Origin of the sequence: Rhodococcus sp. 21391 (assembly GCF_016772255.1) — a bacterium.
Classification (GTDB): Bacteria; Actinomycetota; Actinomycetes; order Mycobacteriales; family Mycobacteriaceae; genus Rhodococcus_F; species Rhodococcus_F opacus.
Map to the genome: position 1 here is coordinate 6499194 of NZ_CP063781.1, position 17785 is coordinate 6516978.

The following is a 17785-nucleotide window of genomic DNA, read 5'->3' on the forward strand; positions in this document are numbered from 1 at the left end:
CTCCGAGGCTCCAACCATTACAACAAGTGAATAGTCGTGTCATGAAAGAAGTAGAGTTACTACCATGTTGAGTGTCGATCGCCTCCGCGCGTTGTGCGCTGTCGCCGAACACGGATCGATCGGCGCCGCAGCCCGCGCCCTGCACGTGACGCCGTCCGGGGTGTCGCAGCAACTCGGCAAGTTCGAACGGGAGGTCGGCGTCGAACTTCTGGTACCCGCGGGCCGCGGCGTTCAGCTCACCGATGCGGGCCGGCTCCTGGCCCGTCGCGGACAGGAAGTGATATCGCTTCTGGCGCAGGCCGAATCCGAGGTCGTCTCCCTGGACCGCGATGTGGTGGGAGACCTGCGAATCGGGTCCTTCTCCTCCGCAGGCAGGGTGGTCGTGCCGACTGCCGTGGCGACGCTGCGCAGGCGCCACCCGCAGCTCAGGGTCAGCTTTTTCGCCGGCGAGACCGAGGACCTCATACCCGCGATCGTGCGCCGGGAACTCGACCTCGCCGTCGTCGACAGCTGGGTCACGATGCCGCTGCACCTGCCCGAGGACGCAGTGCACACCCTGGTGCACCGGGATTCGGCCGACGTCGCACTGTCCCGGGACCATCCGCTGGCGTCGCGCGACCACGTCGATCTCGACGAGATCGCGGACATGCCGTGGACGACGTGGAAGAAGGGCGCGGTGTACCACACCTGGCTGGTGCAGACGTTGCGTAACCGCGGCGTCGAACCGGATATCAGGTACGAGGTGCCCGAATTCGCGGCTCAACTCGAGTTCGTCGCGCACGGACTCGCCGCCGCTCTCGTTCCACGCCTTGCCCGCGTCTGGGTGCCGGACAACGTGGCGATCGTCCCGGTGCGTCCCACACTCGAGCGCGAGATCTACGCGCTCCGCCGCGCCGACAACGACCGGCCCACGGTCCGGGCCGGGATCGAGGCACTGACCGAAGCCTTCGCCGGCATCGATGCGTGACAGCTCCCCGTGGCCCGACCTGTCGCGAAGGATCTGACCCGGCAACACCGGCCGCGTGCGAACACCTGTCAGAAGGCCCTACACGTGCAGGCGTTTCGGTTGCACAATGGTGGTGGGCAACCACCCGGAGGTGCGCGATGAGCGATACGTGTGCAGCGCCGATACGCCTGTGGCGTCTGGGTCCATGGAGCCGCAACCCGCTCATGAGGGGGTGCGACCGGCTCCGCTCCGCGATGGTTCTCATCGGGGTGTTCTTCGTGCTCTTGATGGTTCCGCTGGCCGCGGCCGTCGGAACCGAGACGTACTCGCGACTGGACCAGGAGACGCAGGCCGAACTCGCCACCCACCACCCGACACCCGCCACGCTCGTCGAGGATTCCCGCACCGGGAGCACGGGAGAACCCCTGCCGGCCGCTCCCCAGTATCAAGCGCACGCACGGGTGCAGTGGTCGGCGAACGGGCAGACACGCACCGCCGACGTTCCCACCGAATCGGGCACGAAGGCCGGTCAGACCGTCACCGTCTGGCTCGATCCGAACGGCGGTCTCGTCGCGGCGCCGGAGACCGGTTCGCAGAACGCCGCCACGGCGGTGAGCGTCGCGTGCGGTATCTGGGTGACAGCGACCGGCGGTTACTGCCTCCTCTTCCTCGTCGTCCACTGGGTTGCGTCCCGCCGGCAGCAGGCTCAGCTGACCCGTGAATGGAACGAACTCGACAGACCACCCGGGTGGCACGTCAGTTGACGGACGGCGGAACCGAGCCGCGCCGGCTACCGGCCGGGTGCCCCGTTCGGCGGCTGTCCGCCACCCCCACCGGGACCGCTCGGCGCAGACTGCGTGTTCGCCGACTTCTCGGCGACACCGATCGTGATCGAGATCGACATACCGGTGGCCGGTTCGCCCGACACGGTGGCCAACTCGGCATCCCAGCCGTCACCGAACACGTTGTCCGAGTCCAGGGAGACCTTCGACAGGTTGCCGACACTGTTCGCATAGCCGCTGTCGTAGGCGAAGACGGTGGTGCACGCGTCCTGCGGCACCGCGATCTGAGACGTCAACCGGGCGTCCTCGCCCGCCACCGCAGATTCCAATGAGTCGAACACCTCGAAGTGGATGTGCGGCCAGCGGCCCGAGTAACAGGCCGGGAAGATCGACGTGAACGACACCCTGCCCGCGGAATCCGCGACCTGAACGCCACGCAGGTAGTTCTGCTCGGTGGTGCCCTGACCGTAGAGCGAGTACTCGCCGTCCCGGTCGCAGTGCCACAGGTAGACCGCCATTCCTTCGCCGGCCGCGCAGTCCTTCGTCAGGTCTTGCAGGTTCAGTTCGATGGTCGTCGCGACACCCTCCGCCGTCCCTGAGTACGCACCGAAGCTGCTGCGAATGTCCTGACGTACGATCCCCGACTCGACCAGCACGTTCGGACCGTTCGACCCGTCGCCGGGATACGGGCCGGCCGTTTCCTGCGGCGCCGCCGCCACGCACGTGCTGTCGCTCACCGTCTCCGCCGTGGACGCGGCCGCCTCCGTCGAGGACGATGTCGTCGTGGACCCCGCCGTCGAGCACGCGGCGAGCGCGGTCGCACCCGCCGCGCCGAACACGAACAGTGCGCGGCGACGCGACAACATCGATTTCAGGTCGTGGCTGAGTCCGCGGTCGTGCTCGTGCACTTCGTCGGCGTGGTGACGCGGGCTGTTCGTCATGAGGACCTCTCCATGGGCTGTTCGGGTTACATCCCATACAAGCGGTCGCCGGTGCAGGCACCCTCGAGCTCTGCTGTGGAGTCGCTGTGAACGCCTGTCGCCCAGCGGCGGTCGCCTGGGTCTGTCTCAGCGAGACGCGTCGGTCACAGGGATTCTGCACCGGCTGCGCCGGAGACCGACTCGTTGTCGAGGTCGCGCACGAGGGGAATGCCGAGGGCCGCGAGCAGCATCCGGCAGTCTTCGGCATCGATCGAGTGGTGGGCGACGGTCCGCTGAGCCTTACGGACGGACTCTTCGTCGAGCTCGCGTTCGCTCTCGAATATAGAAGCATCCCTGTCGGACATGGCTCCCACCTTTCCTCGGCATCAACTGAATAGCCCGGAGTAGGTCCACCGAAACCGACACGGCACAGCGCGATCGGATGTCGTCCGAAGCGGATTCACATCCGCGTGTACGAGGCCGTGTCGAACCGGGCCTACGGAGGGTCAGCGACGGTAGGTCGCGAACAGCCTGCGGATGCTCTCGTCCCAGTACTGCTGGCGGCGGCGTTCGACGGCGCGGGAGAACATCGCCCACACCGCACCCAGGAGCAGCGCGCTCGCGGCGAGGGTGATGAGCACTGCCGCGACCGCGGCGCTGACGACGTCGGAGGTCGTGATCCTCGGGCCGGCCCAGCTTCCGTCGTCGCCGACGGCGATGGTCTTCGAGGTGCCCGCCGGAGTCCCCGAGGGGACCTCGATGCTGTCGGTGCGGGACTCGGAACCCCAGGCCCACGTCGCCTTCACCATCGGGGTGGTCCGGACGGAGCCGCGGGGCGACAGGGTGATGGGGGCGTCGGCGCTGGTGACGGCCTCGACGAGGGTCGTGGTGGCGCGTTGTTGCGCGGCCCGCGCACTCTCCTGGTGGTATTCCCAGGTGCCGATCACGGCGGCGAGCACGATCGCGACACCCGCGAGGGCGACGATGACGGATTTCAGGGTGGCCGCGAAGCGATCGACCGGTCGCGCGAACGGGTTGGACGGTCGACCCGACACCGAGTACACCACGGCTGCCTTCGAGCGCCCCAACACAATCCACCTCATTGTTTCGTCCACGTTAAATGTCTGCTTCACCAGTGTCGCCACTGATCAGGCAACAGGGAAACCGAAATGGACAAACTTGACGAGTCTCACACTCGGCGCGAAGACCGGAGTCGGCCCCGCTCAGCGCTGTGCGGGGGCCGAGGTGCCGGGTCTCGGGCGCGAGCCGGTAGTCGATGCTGACCATGACATAACCGTGCTCTGCGAAGTGCTGCACCAGATCTGGGCAGGCAGTTTGGTCTTGAAGCCGCCAACCACCTCCGTGAATCCACACGACCGCAGGCAAGGGCTGCTCCGCTTCGGCGGGACGGACAAGATCGAGTAGCAGATCGGGGGCGTACTCGACGGTGGATCGGCGGACGAATCACCCAGCGATCGTCGCGTGCATCTCCCACACGATGATCTCGGCGCCGGCGCCGGTGGTCACCTGCTGGCCGCCGCCACCGCTGAGCCGGACGGCGTCACCCTCGGCGAGGATGCCGACGCCTTCCATCGACGCTTCACCGCGCGCGACGAACACGTGGAGGAACGGTGCGTCGGGCAGGGTGATCGGCGCCTGCCCGGGCTGCAGTCGTGCGACATGCATTGCGGCGTACTTGTTCTTGATCCGGATCGCCGAGTGGTCCGCATAGTCCGGCATGCCCGATGCGACGGGCACCAGTCCCCCGGCGAGCAACTCGTGGTCGATTTCGAGTTGCTCGTAGCCGGGTGTGATGCCGGCTTCGTCGGGCACGACCCACATCTGGATGAAGTGGACCGGATCGGTGTGCTCGTCGGCATGCTCACCGGTGACGCCGTCCAGTCGCCACGAGTCGTTCTTCTCCGAGTGCAGGATTCCGGTTCCCGCGCTCATCCGCTGGGCCAGTCCCGGGTAGATGACGCCGGAGTGGCCCATCGAATCCTGATGCACCAGTGAACCCTGGAGCACCCAGGTGACGATCTCCATGTCCTGGTGGGGGTGGGTGTCGAAGCCCTGACCCGGGACGACGATGTCGTCGTTGTTGACCATCAGCACGCCGTGATGGGTGTTGGCCGGGTCGTAGTGGCGGCTGAACGAGAAAGAATGCTTGGAATCCAGCCAGCCGGCGTTGGTCTTGAACCGGTCGTCGGCTCGGCGGACGTCGAGGCGGGGTGGGGTGATGGCGGCAGTCATCAGCGAATCCTTTCCAGGTTTCTCAGAGCAGGGGTTCCCAGAGTCAGGGTTCTCAGAGAACGTGTGAGCCGTACATTTCGCCGAGCGGGTCGGCGATGAGTTCGAGGCGGGCACCGTCGGGGTCGCGGAAGTACATCGACACCTCACTGTGTTCGACGAGTTCGACGCCGGCGTCGATCAGTTTCGTGCGCAGGTGATCCCAGCGGCCGGGTTCGACGCTGATCGCGATGTGGTGGAGTCCGCCGAGAACTTCCCGGTACGGGCCGACGTCGAGTCCCGGGAAGTCGAAGAACGCCAGCAGGTTGCTGTTGCCGATGTCGAAGAAGAAATGCGAAGACCCGGCGTAGTCCCGGTTCTCGATCAGCTCGGTAAGCGGAAATTCGAGCAGGTCCTGATAGAACCGGACCGTGCGCTCGACGTCACTACTGATCAGCGCGGTGTGATGGAGGCCGCGGGCCGAGGACGCGGGCCTCGACGCCACCGGCTTCAGATGCTCGGCGCGGATCCGGTCGCGTTGCTCCGCGAACCTCTGCGAACGCTCCTGCTCGTCTGTGGTGCTCATTGCCCTGCCCCTCTCCGCGGAGCGCAGTAATTGCGCTTTCAACTAAATTCAGACTACAACAACTCGTTGCGTTGTCAACTACTTGGGCTATGCTGGTGCCGTGGAACCGACCCGATGGCTCAGCGCCGAAGAACAGAACACCTGGCGCGCCTACCTGGACGCCACACGCCTCCTCCTGCAGGCACTCGACCGGCAGCTCACCCGAGACGCCGGCATCTCGTTCACCGACTTCGAACTGCTCGTCGTGCTGTCGGAGGCGCCCCAGCGACAACTGCGGATGCGCGAACTCGCAGACGCGGTGACCACCACCCGCAGCGGCGTGACCAGGGCCATCAGCAGGCTGGTCGACACCGGCTGGGTGCGCCGGGTCGAATGCGAAGACGACAAGCGCGGAACATTGGCCGAGCTGACCGACGCCGGAGCCGAGAAGCTCGCCGCCGCCAGCCCCGGACACGTCGCGGAGGTGCGCCGCAACATGTTCGACCTGCTCAGCCCCCGCGACGTCGGCATCCTCGGTCACGACTTCAGCGAGATGCGCACCCACCTGCTGGAACACCCCTGAGCCCGGAAAGGTCGGCCATGAGCAGCACGGCACCCGTGAACGAGTACGTCCACATCGACAAGCAGAGTCCGGCCGTCTATCAGGCGCAGATCAGCGTCGCCAAGGCAGTCCGTCATGCGACCACCGAGGTCGGGATGGACCGGCGATTCGTCGAGTTGATCAACGTGCGCGTCTCCCAGATCAACCGCTGCGCGTACTGCCTGGACGTTCACGTCGCCGCGGCGCTCGCGGCCGGCGAGACCCCGCAGCGCCTCGCGGTTCTGCCTGCCTGGCGGGAGACGGAACTCTTCTCCGACCGGGAGGTCGCGGCGCTCACCTTGGCCGAATCGATCACCACCCTCCCGGACGCGCATACCCAGGAGACCGACTACGCCTTCGCACGGCGATTCCTCTCCGAGCAGGAGATCTCCACGGTGAGCTGGATCGCCGTCACCATGAACGCCTTCAACCGGATCTCCATCGTCAGCCGCCATCCGGTCCGGCCGAAGCAGTAACACCGCAGTTCACCTGCGTTTCGCAGAATTTAGTTGACATTGCAACGACTTCGGCGTAACGTAGTAGTTGCATATTCAATTACCTCGTCGTCGAGTGACAGTTCGACAGCCCAAGGAGTTTTCATGACCACCGCCACCGCCACCCTGCCCAACCTCACCGCCGGAACCTGGGCCATCGACACCGTCCACTCCACCGTCGGCTTCTCCGTCCGCCACCTCATGGTCAGCAAGGTCCGCGGCACGTTCAACGACTTCACCGGCGCGATCACCGTCGCCGAGGACGGCACCGCCGCCGTCACCGCCGAAATCCAGGTCGCATCCATCGACACCAAGAACACCGACCGCGACGCCCACATCAAGTCCGCCGACTTCTTCGACGCCGAGCAGTACCCCACCGCCACCTTCACCTCCACCGCCGTCCGCGCCAAGGGCGACGACTACGTGGTCGAGGGCGAATTCACCCTCCACGGCGTCACCCGCCCCGTCGAGCTCGCCCTCGAGTTCAACGGCGTCAACCCCGGCATGGGCAACGGACCGGTCGCCGGCTTCGAAGCCACCACCGTCCTCAACCGCAAGGACTTCGGCATCACCATCGACATGCCCCTCGAAGGCGGCGGAGCCGTCGTCGGCGACAAGATCACCATCACCCTCGAGATCGAGGCCGGCCTGCAGGCCTGACCCCACCCGCACCACGCGCCCCGTCATCCACCCGGATGGCGGGGCGTTTCGTCGTTAACACGACGCAACACTTTCGATCGACGTGATCCAGGTCATTGCGGTCTCGAGCGGGCTCGAGTGACCCTGGCCCCTTCGATAACCGCGACCGCGAAACGAAGGTGACCACATGGGTAGCGACTCCGAACTCTCGTTCTCGCTCGACCTCACGCTGGACGAGGCGCGGCGGCGCACCGCTGTTCTCGAGGCGATCGGCGAGGACTGGGATCCTGTCGCCGTGCTCGCGGAGGAGGAGCGGGCGTACGACATGTTGTACTCCGGCCTCGACCCCGAGCAGCAGCGCATCTACGACGAGCTGGTCCAGGCGGGTGTGCTCCCGGATCGGACGGTGGGCCGTGTTACCGATTGATCCGACCGCGGACTTCTCGCGTCGCGCCTGGTTGCCCTGCCCGGCCTGCGACCACGGCTCGGACTGCGGCGACTGCGGGTCGAGCCGCAACTGCGACCGGCATTGGCAGTACCTGCTGAGCAATCGGGGCACCCGCGTCCATCTCCAGTGCCCCGACTGCACCCACCTGTGGAGTATCGACACCCGCCACGGGCGACCTCAGCGGCGACGGAAAGCCGCGTAGGCGCCGGACCGAATCGTGCTCACCCCCGGCTCCGCGGCCTGTCGGCGAGGAGTTGGGTGAGCCGGTGCGCCTGGCGGAGGAGGAGTTCTCCCAGTTCGCGGCGACGCTCCTCGCGGAACCGGCTCTCCACACCGGTGATGCTCAGCGCCCAGGCCGGTGATCCCTGGGCGTCGAAGACGGCGGCGCCCATCCCCCAGCTGCCCTCGACGAGCAGCCCGGGGTTGACGGCGTACCCGTTCAGGCGGGTCTCCGCGATGCGCTCGGCGATCTCGTCCCGCCTGTGCTGCGTTCCCCACTCGCCGGTGACGTCGGCGCGCGACAGGTAGTCGTCGATGTCGCGGTCCGGCAGGTGGGACAGGATGACCAGACCCGCCGACGCCACCCCCAGCGGCAGGCGGATGCCGACGTACAGCACGTGGGAGCGCAGCGGGAAGCTGCCCTCCTCGCTCGCGATGCAGACCGTTTCGTCGCCGCGGCGCGCGGACAGGAAGACACTCTCGCCGGTCTCGCGTGCGAGATCGCGGAGGATGTCGCGGGAGCGGTCCGTGATGTCGTACCGCCCGGCGGCGAGCGAGCCGAGCAGGTACAGCTCGGGTCCCAGCGACCACTTCCCCGACTTCTGGTCGCGGTCGACCAGCCCCTCCTCGGCCAGCGAGACGAGGAGGCGATGCACGGTCGGGCGGGCGAGCCCCGTCTCCCGCGCCAGGGCGGACGTCGAGGAGCCCGACGACTCGAGGGCCGCGATGGCCCGGAAGAGGGATCCCACCCGCCGAATGACCTGCGGCCGCTGCGCGTCGTCCATGACCGCAGTATACGTTCACTCAGTGAACGCTCTCTGGCGCGACGTCCAAAACGCGAGCACTGTCTCCGAAACCCTTGAAATGCATGAAGCAACCCCTTTTAGTGGAGCAAAGCTCGTCGCACGAAGACGTCCACCAGGTGGACGATCTGATGCGGAACACGGTATCGCCGGTACGGCGGCCAGGAGAAAGGATGCACATGGGATCGAGAGTGTTCGACACCCCGGAAGAAGCAGTCGCGGACGTGTCCGACGGCGCGTCGATCGCCGTGGGCGGGTTCGGCCTGTGCGGAATCCCCGACTCGCTGATCCGCGCGCTCGCCGACTCCGGCGTCGGGAACCTCGAGGTCTTCTCCAACAACTGCGGTGTGGACGACCACGGGCTCGGAATTCTGCTGGGTGCGCGCCGGATCCGGCGCGTCACCGCGTCGTACGTCGGCGAGAACAAGGAATTCGCGCGTCAGTACCTTTCCGGTGAGCTCGAGGTGGAGCTGACCCCGCAGGGCACGCTGGCCGAACGCCTCCGGGCGGGCGGCGCGGGCATCCCCGCGTTCTTCACCCCCGCCGGTGTGGGCAGCCCGGTCGCCGACGGCGGACTGCCGTGGCGGTACGCCGCCGACGGTTCCGTCGCGCTCGCGTCGCCCCCGAAGGAAACCCGTGCGTTCGGCGACAAGCGCTACGTACTCGAACTCGGCATCACCGCCGACTTCGCCCTGGTCCACGCACTACGGGGCGATACCGCCGGCAACCTGGTGTTCGACAAGTCGGCCCTGAACTTCAACCCCCTCGCGGCGATGGCCGGAAAGGTGACCATCGCGCAGGTCGAGGAACTCGTCCCCGCAGGCACCATCGACCCCGCCCAGGTGCACCTGCCCGGAGTCTTCGTTCAACGCATCGTCGAGACCGGCCCCCAGAACAAGCGGATCGAGAAGCGGACAGTCAGCAGCACGGAAGGAGCCACTCGATGACCGGCACCAACGGATGGACACGTGAGCAAATGGCCGCCCGCGCGGCCGCGGAGATGGTCGACGGCGAATACGTCAACCTCGGCATCGGACTGCCCACGCTCATTCCCGGATACCTCGGCACCGACGTCACCGTGACCCTGCATTCGGAGAACGGCATCCTCGGCACCGGCCCCTACCCCACCGACGAGAACGTCGACCCCGACCTGATCAACGCCGGCAAGGAAACGGTCACCGTCAACGCCGGTGCCGCGTTCTTCGATTCCGCGTTGTCGTTCGGCATGATCCGCGGCGGCCACATCGACACCGCCGTCCTCGGTGGCATGCAGGTCTCCCGCACCGGCGACCTCGCCAACTGGATGGTCCCCGGGAAGATGGTCAAGGGTATGGGCGGCGCGATGGACCTCGTGCACGGCGCGAGCCGCGTCATCGTCCTCATGGAACACACCGACCGGGACGGCAATCCCAAGATCATCGACGCCTGCACCCTGCCGCTGACCGGCCAGGGCGTCGTCAACCGCATCATCACCAACCTCGCCGTCATCGACGTGGTCGGCGACGGCACCCTCGCTCTCCGTGAGGTCGCCCCCGGCGTCACCGTCGACGAGGTCGTCGCCGCCACCGGAACCCCCCTCGAGATTCGCGAATCCGCGCTCGTCTGAGCGACATTCGTCACGACACCAAGGACTCTCCCATGACTTCTCGCTCCAGGTCCGTCATCGTCGCCGGAGCCCGGACCCCCGTCGGCCGGCTGACGGGTTCGCTCGCGTCACTCTCCGGATCCGATCTCGGTGGCATCGCCATCAAGGGCGCCCTCGACAAGGCCGGGGTGGCACCCGAACTGGTGGAGTACGTGATCATGGGGCAGGTCCTCACTGCCGGCGCCGGTCAGATCCCGGCCCGGCAGGCCGCGGTCAACGCGGGCATCCCGATGTCGGTGCCCGCCTTGACCGTCAACAAGGTGTGCCTGTCGGGTCTCGACGCCATCGCGCTCGCCGACCAGCTGATCCGCGCCGGCGAATTCGATGTCGTCGTCGCCGGTGGGCAGGAATCGATGTCCCAGGCGCCGCACCTTCTCCCGAACTCGCGGAGCGGTTTCAAGTACGGCGACACCACCCTCGTCGATCACCTCGCCTACGACGGCCTCTACGACATCTTCACCGAGCAGGCGATGGGCGCCCTCACCGAGGACCGGAACGCGAACACCGACAAGATCGGTCGCGAAGAGCAGGACGCCTTCGCCGCCGCCTCGCATCAGCGCGCCGCGGCCGCGTGGAAGAACGGACTCTTCGACGACGAGGTCGTACCCGTCACCATCCCGCAGCGCCGGGGTGAGCCGCTCGTCGTCACCGAGGACGAGGGCATCCGCGCCGACACCACGGCCGAGTCGCTGTCGAAGCTGCGGCCCGCCTTCAGCAAGAACGGCACCGTCACCGCGGGTTCCGCATCGCAGATCTCCGACGGCGCGGCCGCCGTCGTGGTGATGAGCAAGGCCAAGGCCGAGGAGCTGGGGCTCGAATGGCTCGCCGAGATCGGCGCCCACGGCGTCGGCGCCGGGCCGGACTCGACGCTCCAGCAGCAGCCCGCCAATGCCATCGACAAGGCGTGCACCCGTGAGGGACTCGACCCCTCGGCGCTCGACCTCGTCGAGATCAACGAAGCCTTCGCCGCCGTCGGCATCGAGTCGACCCGGCAACTCGGAGTCGACCCGTCGAGGGTCAACGTGAACGGCGGCGCCATTGCCATCGGGCACCCGCTCGGCATGTCGGGGGCACGGGTGGTGCTGCACCTCGCGCTCGAGCTGAAACGACGCGGCGGTGGAACCGGCGCCGCCGCTCTCTGCGGCGGCGGCGGACAGGGCGACGCCCTGATTCTCCACGTGCCCGGCGAGTGACCATCACTCTGGCACAGTAGGTTTCGCGTCACCGGATCATGATCGACCCGATGCGAGTGCGGCGACGGCCGGCGCGAACATGGTGGACTTGATCGCGCCGAGCGTGCCGGCGTCCTTCCCCGCGAGCGGCGTGATCAGGTCGACGGCAGCGTCCAGGACCGCGCCTTCGGGCGCGGTCCCGTCGACCAGCCCACTCGTGTGCGCGTCGGCGCCGCCGTAGCGGCGGCCGGTGGTCATGGCGGTGATCGCGGTCTGCGGTGTCAGCTTGGCCTGGATCAGCGCGGCCATCCCCGGGGTGAACGGAATGTGGATGTCGACCTCGGGGAAGCAGTAGTACCCACGGTCGGACCGCATCACCCGGTAGTCGTGGGCGATTCCGAGCATGGCGCCGGCGCCGAACGCGTGCCCGTTGACCGCGGCCACCGTCGGCAGGGGGAGCGTCAGAATCCGGCTGAACAGGGCCTGCACGCGCCCGACATACCAGTCTGCGCGGTCACCGTTGGCCATCAGCCAGTCCAGGTCGAGGCCGTTGGAGTAGAACTTTCCCGTGGCCGTGGTGACCAGGGCCTGCGCGCCGTGTTCGTGGGCGTCGTCGAGGAGTCGGTCGACGTTGTCGAGCCACTCGGGGGAAAAACGATTCTCGTCGTCGCCGAGGTCGAGGACGGCGATCGTGTCCCGGTAGGTCAGGGTGGCGATCATTGGGAACCCTTCGTGTTGCTGTCGTGACGTTTCCCCGGGGACGGGGGGTCCAGTGCGAGGACGGCGCGGACCGCCGCCTCCAGGCGTCGGCGCATGGCGTCGTCCGGTTTTCGCCGGGCGTGCAGCAGCAGTCCGGTGGGGAGCCCGACGACGCACGCTTCGATCACTTCGACCGCGCGACCGTCCTCGCGCCCCCACAACGCCAGCGCCAATCGGACGAACAGTTCGACGAGGACGGAGTCGAGGCGCGACAACTCGGCGGCGACGTCCTCGGGGACGTCGGATCCGAGCAGTTCGTCGCGGCGCACGGTGAGCAGAAGTCGCGACGACTGCGGGAACCGCTCGGCGAAGACGGCCGGGGTGTCGGCGGCCGCGACGACGGCGTCCACGGGACCACGCCCCAGCGCCTCCTGGACCGATTCCTGTTGCAGGTCGAGAAATCGGTGCGCCGCCCGCAACCAGGCGCGCCCGACCAGCCCTCCCCGCGAGCCGAATGCGTGATAGATGGCGCCGTTGGACATCTCCGTGGCCGCGGCGACCGCGCGTAGGGTCACCGCGCTCGGTCCGCCCTCGACGGCCAGCCGTTCGGCGGCATCGAGCGCGGCGTCGAGGTCGTGAACTCGTGGCCTGGGCATACGCCGAACGATAACAGATCGTGCGTTCTATTACTCGCGGGTAGGGAGTAAACATTCGCCTAGGGGATCCGCCCGATGATCGGCTTGCCGTTGTGCCCCGAGTCACAATGAGTTAGCTTTGTTCGGACATAAACACATTACGTGTTCTGTACATAGATCACGTCGAGGAGATGTTCATGGCCAGCGATCTCACCCGAACTACCGCCCCGTCCCTGCCTGCCGACACCCCTGGGCGGCACTCGCACAGACTCGGCATCATCGCCGTCGTCGCCACCTTCGGCGGCCTGCTCTTCGGATACGACACCGGAGTCATCAACGGCGCACTCGAACCGCTGAAGAGAGACCTCCAACTGACCTCGTTCACCGAGGGCCTCGTCGTGAGCATCCTGATCTTCGGTGCCGCGATCGGCGCTCTGATCGGCGGACGGATGTCCGACCGGTTCGGACGCCGGCACAACATCCTGGTGCTCGCGATCATCTTCATGATCGGCACGATCGGCTGTGTGCTGTCCCCGACGTGGGAGGTGCTCGCACTGTTCCGCTTCATCCTCGGCCTCGCCGTCGGCGGCGCCTCCGCGACCGTGCCCGTCTACCTCTCCGAGGTCTCCCCCACCGAACGACGCGGCAGCGTGGTCTCCCGCAACGAAGTCATGATCGTCGTCGGACAGTTCGCCGCCTTCGTGATCAACGCCGTCATCTTCAACATCTGGGGCGAGCACGAGAACGTCTGGCGCTTCATGCTTCTGGTCGCCGTCACACCGGCCATCTTCCTGTTCGCCGGAATGCTGCGGATGCCGGAGAGCCCGCGCTGGCTGATGTCGCAGGACCGGCACGATGAAGCGCTCGCCGTGCTTCTCCAGGTTCGGTCCCCGGAGCGGGCACGTGCCGAGTTGGAGGAAGTCCGGGCGCTCGCCGAGGAAGAGAAGCTCTCCCAGACCGGCGGGGCCGCCGACCTGTCGGTGAAATGGATCCGCCGCCTCATCTTCATCGGCGTCGGCCTCGGAGTGTTCCAGCAGGCCACCGGCATCAACTCGGTGATGTACTACGGCACCCAGCTGCTCGGCGACGCCGGATTCTCCTCCAACGCCGCCATCGTCGCGAACACCCTCAACGGTCTGTTCAGCGTGATCGGCGTCCTCACCGGCGTCGCCCTGATCAACCGGATCGACCGACGGAAGATGCTCCTCGGCGGCTTCACCCTCACCACCACGTTCCACGTGCTCGTCGGCCTGTCCGCGTTCCTGCTGCCCGACGGCACTCTCAAGGCCTACCTGATCCTGACGTTCGTGGTGCTGTTCGTCTTCTCGATGCAGGCCACGATCGGCCCCCTGGTGTGGCTGATGCTGTCGGAGATCTTCCCCCTGAAGATCCGCAGCTTCGCCATCGGTGTCTGCATCTTCGCACTGTGGATCGCCAACGCGGTTGTCGCGCTGCTCTTCCCGCCCGTCGTGGCCGCACTGGGAATCGGTGCGACGTTCTTCATCTTCGCCGGCCTCGGCGTGCTGGCTCTCGTCTTCATCAAAACTCAGGTTCCGGAGACCCGTGGCCGCTCGCTCGAGGAACTCGAAGATCAGTTCCGGCGCGACTACTCGTGACAGTCGCCGCACCGCCTCCCCTGAAAGGTTGATCCCATGACAGTGCTCGTAGCCGTGACCGACTCCTCCGAAGGATCGCACGCCCTCCTGGCCGGCAAGAAGGAAGCCGCGATGCTGGGTGCCGATCTTCTGGTGGTGAACCTCTCCCTCACCGAACCCGAAGACGTGCACACGCTCGCGGACGACGGCGTGACCGTCCTCGACCGGATCGGCCGCAGAGACCGCGATCCCGCGACCGCCGTGCTCGACCTTCTCGACGAACGACCCGACATCGAACGCCTCGTGATCGGCGTCAAACGCCGCAGCGCGGTCGGCAAGGCCCTGCTCGGCAGCGTGAGCCAACGCCTCATCCTGCAATCCCCGATCCCCGTCCTCGCAGTCAAAACCCCTCAGTAGGAGCCGAGTTGAGCAAGCAAGGAAGCCTGCACCTGGTCGCGGGCATGGTCGGCGGCGGACAGGGTGCCGACATCGGCAAGACCCACCGCTACGCGATGCGCCTCGACGACCGGTACGAACTGCACGCGGGGGTCTTCGGGCGAGACGGCGCATCGTCGGTGCGGATCGCCGGGAGCCTCGGTGTGCCGGCGGATCGCACGTATCGCGACTACCGGGAGATGGCGGAACGGGAAGCCGCACGCGAGGACGGCGTCGACGTGGTCGCCGTGACCACGCCGAACGACAGCCACTTCGACATCGCGCGCACGTTCCTGGAGGCGGGCATCTCGGTGGTGTGCGAGAAGCCCCTCACGCCCGACTCGGCGTCGGCCGCGGAACTGGTCGCGATCGCCGAGTCCTCCGGTGCGATTCTCGCCGTCCCGCACTGCTATTCGGCGTACGCGATGGTCCGGCACGCGGCCCGGATGGTGCGCGACGGCGACCTCGGCCGGATCCGATTCGCCGCGGTCGAGCACGCGTTCAGGTTGGGCCGCGGCACCCGTCGAACTCGGCGAGCACCGGCAGGCACGCTGGCGCACCGACCCCGGCGTCGCGGGATTCCCCAGCGTCGTCGGCGATCTCGGCACCCACGCGTTCCACCTCCTGCGGTACGTCACCGGACTCGAAGCCACCAGGGTGTCGGCCGAACTGGACACCCTCGTCCCCGGGCGGCGGGTGTTCGACAACGCCACCGTTCGCCTCACCCTCTCCAACGGGGCGCCCGCGACACTGTGGGCGAGCATGGCCGCCACCGGCAACGAGCACGGCCTGCGCATCCGGGTGTTCGGCGACACCGCGAGCATCGAATGGCGGCACGAGGACCCCCAGCACCTGACGGTGCGCGACCTCGACGGTGGCACGACAATCCTCGCGCAGGGGATGCGCACGCTGTCCGAGGACGCCGGCCGGCTCACCCGACCCGGCCTGGGACACCCCGAAGGCTTCCTCGAGGCATTCGCGAACTTCTACCGCGATCTCGCGGACGAACTCCGCGCCCGCCGCGACGGCGGTCCCACCACCGTCCGCGATCTGTCCTTCCCCACCGGACGCGACGGGCTGATCGGCGTCCAGTTCGTCGAGGCGACGGCCGCCTCGCACGCCGCCGACTCCGCCTGGGTGGTTCCCGCTTTCGCACACGACAAGGTCGGTATCTGACATGCAGCGATTCGCCCTCATCGGAGCCGGATTCATCGGCGGAGTGCACGGCGCCAACCTCGCCGCGCACCCCGACGTCGATCTGGCCCTCGTCTTCGACATCGACCTCGCTCGCGCGACGGACCTCGCCAAGCGGCACGGCAGCCGTGCGACCACCGATCTCGCGGAAGTCTTCGACCCCACGGCAATCGACGCCGTCCTCATCGCGTCCTCCACCGACACCCACGCCGAGCACCTTCGCACCGCGGCCACGGCGGGGATCCCGGCCCTGTGTGAGAAACCGATCGACCTCGATCTCGCGCGCGCCGTCGACGTCGTGCGCTTCGCCGAGACCCGATCACTGCTGGCGATGGTCGATTTCAACCGCCGCTTCGACCGCGACTACGCCGAACTGCAGCGGGTGGTCACGTCCGGTGAGATCGGTTCGGTCGAGCTGATCCAGCTGGCCAGCCGCGGTCCGGCGATGCCGCCGCTCGAGTACGTCGCGGTCTCGGGTGGGCAGATGCGCGACCAGACCGTCCACTTCTTCGACCTGGCCCGGTGGATCTCCGGGCTCGACCCCGAGTCCGTCTTCGCGACCGGTTCCACGCTCGCCGAACCCCGCCTCGCCGACTACGGCGACGTCGACACGTCGGCAGTCACCCTGCGTCTGCCCGGCGGCGCGCTCGTCCAGATCGACTGCACCCGGCGGATCGGCTACGGCTACGACGAACGCATCGAGGTGCTCGGTTCGACCGGCATGGTCGAAGCGCGTCGCCAGCGCGCCGGATCCGTCTCCCGGTACAGCGCCGGCCGCGTGGTCGACGACGGCCTGCACGCGGGATGGTTCGAGCGGATCAGAGGCAGCTACCGCACCGCGCTCGACCACTTCGTCGACGCGCTGGAGAACGGTGCCGCGATCGGCCCGACCCTGGCGGAGGCGTTGAAGGCGCAGGCGATCGCCGAGGCCGCGGCGCGCTCACTCACCAGCGGCCGGATGGAACCGATCGAATACCCGGCCTGAGTTACACGGGGTCACCGAGCACGAGGACGTCGGCGCGGGCACGGCCGGGCTCGACCAACGCGGTGTTGCGTTCGTCGCTGCGACGCACCCACTCTCGCGCATCTTCGGGCGACTTGCCGAACCGGACGTGCCGCTCGACGAGCCGGGCGACGCGCTCCTCCTCGTCCGGGGCGAGGAACCACGCCTCGTCGAGCAGGCCACGCACCCTCGACCACGGCTGCTCGTCGAGCAGCAGGTAGTTGCCCTCGGTGATCACCAGCGGAACGTCCGGCGGGACGGCGATCGACCCGGCGTAGGACTCCTCGACGTCGCGATGGAACTCCGGGGCGTACACCGTCTCGCCGTCGGGTTCACGGAGCCGGCGCAGCAGGGCCAGGTAGCCGGCGGCGTCGAACGTGTCCGGTGCGCCCTTGCGCCCGGACCGCCCGAGGCGGACCAGTTCCGCACCCGCCAGGTGGAATCCGTCCATGGGCACCACCACCGCGGACGATCCCAGCGCCGCCAGCACTGCCGCGGCGACGGTGCTCTTGCCCGAGCCCGGCGACCCGGCAATGCCGAGCAGCCGGCGCTGACCCGAGTCGGCGAGCACGCGGGCGCGCGCGATCAGTCCCGGCAGTCCACCTTCATACCGCACCGGACCGCCAGTCGTTCCCACTGCGTGCTCGTCGTCCATAGGCAGACCGTAGCTCAGCCGACGTGGACCTCGGCGCCCTCCGCCTGTCGCCCGTCGCCCAATGTCACCGCCGGGCAATCAGATTGAACTGTTGTGACATGGGGCG

23 protein-coding genes and 1 pseudogene are annotated in these 17785 nt (G+C 67.6%); 14 read left to right on the forward strand and 10 right to left on the reverse strand.

All coding sequences use genetic code 11. The annotated features are described in order from the left end of the window. Nucleotides 1-64: 64 nt before the first annotated feature. Both GO592_RS30035 and GO592_RS30040 read left to right on the forward strand, forming a co-directional pair. A complete protein-coding gene (locus GO592_RS30035; protein ID WP_005256479.1) occupies nucleotides 65-967 on the forward strand; it encodes a LysR family transcriptional regulator in 903 nt (300 codons plus the stop codon). A gap of 137 nt (nucleotides 968-1104) precedes the next feature. Continuing rightward, nucleotides 1105-1710, forward strand: coding sequence for an Rv1733c family protein (locus GO592_RS30040; RefSeq protein WP_186301218.1), 606 nt, complete (start codon nucleotides 1105-1107; stop codon nucleotides 1708-1710). A gap of 26 nt (nucleotides 1711-1736) precedes the next feature. Here the strand turns inward: GO592_RS30040 and GO592_RS30045 are convergent, their stop codons facing one another. The 6 genes from GO592_RS30045 to GO592_RS30070 form a co-directional block, all read right to left on the reverse strand. Continuing rightward, the gene (locus GO592_RS30045; protein WP_007296181.1) at nucleotides 1737-2669 is read right to left on the reverse strand and encodes a hypothetical protein; all 933 of its coding nucleotides are present in this window, start codon (nucleotides 2667-2669) and stop codon (nucleotides 1737-1739) included. 143 nt (nucleotides 2670-2812) lie between these two features. Next, nucleotides 2813-3013 (reverse strand): hypothetical protein, encoded by a 201-nt coding sequence (locus GO592_RS30050; RefSeq protein ID WP_005256474.1) that lies wholly within the window; start codon nucleotides 3011-3013, stop codon nucleotides 2813-2815. A gap of 141 nt (nucleotides 3014-3154) precedes the next feature. Then, the gene (locus GO592_RS30055; protein ID WP_007296182.1) at nucleotides 3155-3739 is read right to left on the reverse strand and encodes an Rv1733c family protein; all 585 of its coding nucleotides are present in this window, start codon (nucleotides 3737-3739) and stop codon (nucleotides 3155-3157) included. Nucleotides 3740-3764: 25 nt separating this feature from the next. Continuing rightward, a complete protein-coding gene (locus GO592_RS44775; RefSeq protein WP_237720368.1) occupies nucleotides 3765-4022 on the reverse strand; it encodes an alpha/beta hydrolase in 258 nt (85 codons plus the stop codon). Between the two features lie 90 nt (nucleotides 4023-4112). After that, nucleotides 4113-4901 (reverse strand): pirin family protein, encoded by a 789-nt coding sequence (locus tag GO592_RS30065; RefSeq protein WP_007296184.1) that lies wholly within the window; start codon nucleotides 4899-4901, stop codon nucleotides 4113-4115. 52 nt (nucleotides 4902-4953) lie between these two features. Further along, a complete protein-coding gene (locus tag GO592_RS30070) occupies nucleotides 4954-5463 on the reverse strand; it encodes a VOC family protein (protein WP_007296185.1) in 510 nt (169 codons plus the stop codon). Between the two features lie 100 nt (nucleotides 5464-5563). Here GO592_RS30070 and GO592_RS30075 point away from each other — a divergent pair, with 100 nt between their 5' ends. The 4 genes from GO592_RS30075 (at nucleotide 5564) to GO592_RS30090 (ending at nucleotide 7603) form a co-directional block, all read left to right on the forward strand. Continuing rightward, nucleotides 5564-6025, forward strand: a complete 462-nt coding sequence (locus GO592_RS30075) for a MarR family winged helix-turn-helix transcriptional regulator (protein WP_005256464.1) — start codon at nucleotides 5564-5566, stop codon at nucleotides 6023-6025. A 17-nt stretch (nucleotides 6026-6042) separates the two neighbouring features. Continuing rightward, a complete protein-coding gene (locus GO592_RS30080) occupies nucleotides 6043-6519 on the forward strand; it encodes a carboxymuconolactone decarboxylase family protein (protein WP_007296186.1) in 477 nt (158 codons plus the stop codon). A gap of 123 nt (nucleotides 6520-6642) precedes the next feature. Then, nucleotides 6643-7197, forward strand: coding sequence for a YceI family protein (locus GO592_RS30085; protein WP_009476977.1), 555 nt, complete (start codon nucleotides 6643-6645; stop codon nucleotides 7195-7197). 166 nt (nucleotides 7198-7363) lie between these two features. Next, nucleotides 7364-7603 carry a DUF6400 family protein gene (locus GO592_RS30090; protein WP_007296188.1) on the forward strand — a complete coding sequence of 80 codons (240 nt, stop codon included), beginning with the start codon at nucleotides 7364-7366 and terminating at the stop codon, nucleotides 7601-7603. A gap of 242 nt (nucleotides 7604-7845) precedes the next feature. Here the strand turns inward: GO592_RS30090 and GO592_RS30095 are convergent, their stop codons facing one another. After that, complete coding sequence (locus GO592_RS30095) at nucleotides 7846-8628, reverse strand: IclR family transcriptional regulator (RefSeq protein WP_007296189.1); 783 nt, start codon at nucleotides 8626-8628, stop codon at nucleotides 7846-7848. A gap of 197 nt (nucleotides 8629-8825) precedes the next feature. Between GO592_RS30095 and GO592_RS30100 the strand changes: the two genes are divergently transcribed. The 3 genes from GO592_RS30100 to GO592_RS30110 are packed head-to-tail and all read left to right on the forward strand — an operon-like array spanning nucleotide 8826 to nucleotide 11484. Continuing rightward, nucleotides 8826-9593, forward strand: a complete 768-nt coding sequence (locus GO592_RS30100) for a CoA transferase subunit A (protein ID WP_005260717.1) — start codon at nucleotides 8826-8828, stop codon at nucleotides 9591-9593. After that, a complete protein-coding gene (locus GO592_RS30105; RefSeq protein WP_005260718.1) occupies nucleotides 9590-10252 on the forward strand; it encodes a 3-oxoacid CoA-transferase subunit B in 663 nt (220 codons plus the stop codon). Before GO592_RS30100 ends, GO592_RS30105 begins: the two co-directional genes overlap by 4 nt. Nucleotides 10253-10284: 32 nt before the next feature. After that, entirely contained in the window at nucleotides 10285-11484 is a 1200-nt protein-coding gene (locus GO592_RS30110) for an acetyl-CoA C-acetyltransferase (protein ID WP_007296190.1), read from the forward strand. A gap of 36 nt (nucleotides 11485-11520) precedes the next feature. Here GO592_RS30110 and GO592_RS30115 read toward each other — a convergent pair whose 3' ends face one another. Together GO592_RS30115 and GO592_RS30120 are read right to left on the reverse strand one after the other, a co-directional pair. Continuing rightward, nucleotides 11521-12183, reverse strand: coding sequence for an enoyl-CoA hydratase-related protein (locus GO592_RS30115; RefSeq protein ID WP_007296191.1), 663 nt, complete (start codon nucleotides 12181-12183; stop codon nucleotides 11521-11523). Then, nucleotides 12180-12818 (reverse strand): TetR/AcrR family transcriptional regulator, encoded by a 639-nt coding sequence (locus tag GO592_RS30120; RefSeq protein WP_007296192.1) that lies wholly within the window; start codon nucleotides 12816-12818, stop codon nucleotides 12180-12182. Before GO592_RS30120 ends, GO592_RS30115 begins: the two co-directional genes overlap by 4 nt. A gap of 176 nt (nucleotides 12819-12994) precedes the next feature. Between GO592_RS30120 and GO592_RS30125 the strand changes: the two genes are divergently transcribed. The 5 genes and pseudogenes from GO592_RS30125 to GO592_RS30140 all read left to right on the forward strand — a co-directional run bounded on the left by GO592_RS30125 (nucleotide 12995) and on the right by GO592_RS30140 (nucleotide 17006). Beyond that, nucleotides 12995-14413 carry a sugar porter family MFS transporter gene (locus GO592_RS30125; RefSeq protein WP_007296193.1) on the forward strand — a complete coding sequence of 473 codons (1419 nt, stop codon included), beginning with the start codon at nucleotides 12995-12997 and terminating at the stop codon, nucleotides 14411-14413. A 36-nt stretch (nucleotides 14414-14449) separates the two neighbouring features. Continuing rightward, nucleotides 14450-14809, forward strand: coding sequence for a universal stress protein (locus GO592_RS30130; protein WP_007296194.1), 360 nt, complete (start codon nucleotides 14450-14452; stop codon nucleotides 14807-14809). Nucleotides 14810-14904: 95 nt separating this feature from the next. Then, nucleotides 14905-15171, forward strand: a pseudogene (locus GO592_RS46630) (Gfo/Idh/MocA family oxidoreductase); the annotation flags it as partial. 40 nt (nucleotides 15172-15211) lie between these two features. After that, nucleotides 15212-16003 (forward strand): Gfo/Idh/MocA family oxidoreductase, encoded by a 792-nt coding sequence (locus GO592_RS30135; RefSeq protein ID WP_007296196.1) that lies wholly within the window; start codon nucleotides 15212-15214, stop codon nucleotides 16001-16003. 1 nt (nucleotide 16004) lies between these two features. Continuing rightward, nucleotides 16005-17006, forward strand: a complete 1002-nt coding sequence (locus GO592_RS30140; RefSeq protein ID WP_007296197.1) for a Gfo/Idh/MocA family protein — start codon at nucleotides 16005-16007, stop codon at nucleotides 17004-17006. A 1-nt stretch (nucleotide 17007) separates the two neighbouring features. Here GO592_RS30140 and GO592_RS30145 read toward each other — a convergent pair whose 3' ends face one another. After that, the gene (locus GO592_RS30145; protein WP_007296198.1) at nucleotides 17008-17679 is read right to left on the reverse strand and encodes a nucleoside/nucleotide kinase family protein; all 672 of its coding nucleotides are present in this window, start codon (nucleotides 17677-17679) and stop codon (nucleotides 17008-17010) included. Between the last annotated feature and the right edge of the window lie 106 nt (nucleotides 17680-17785).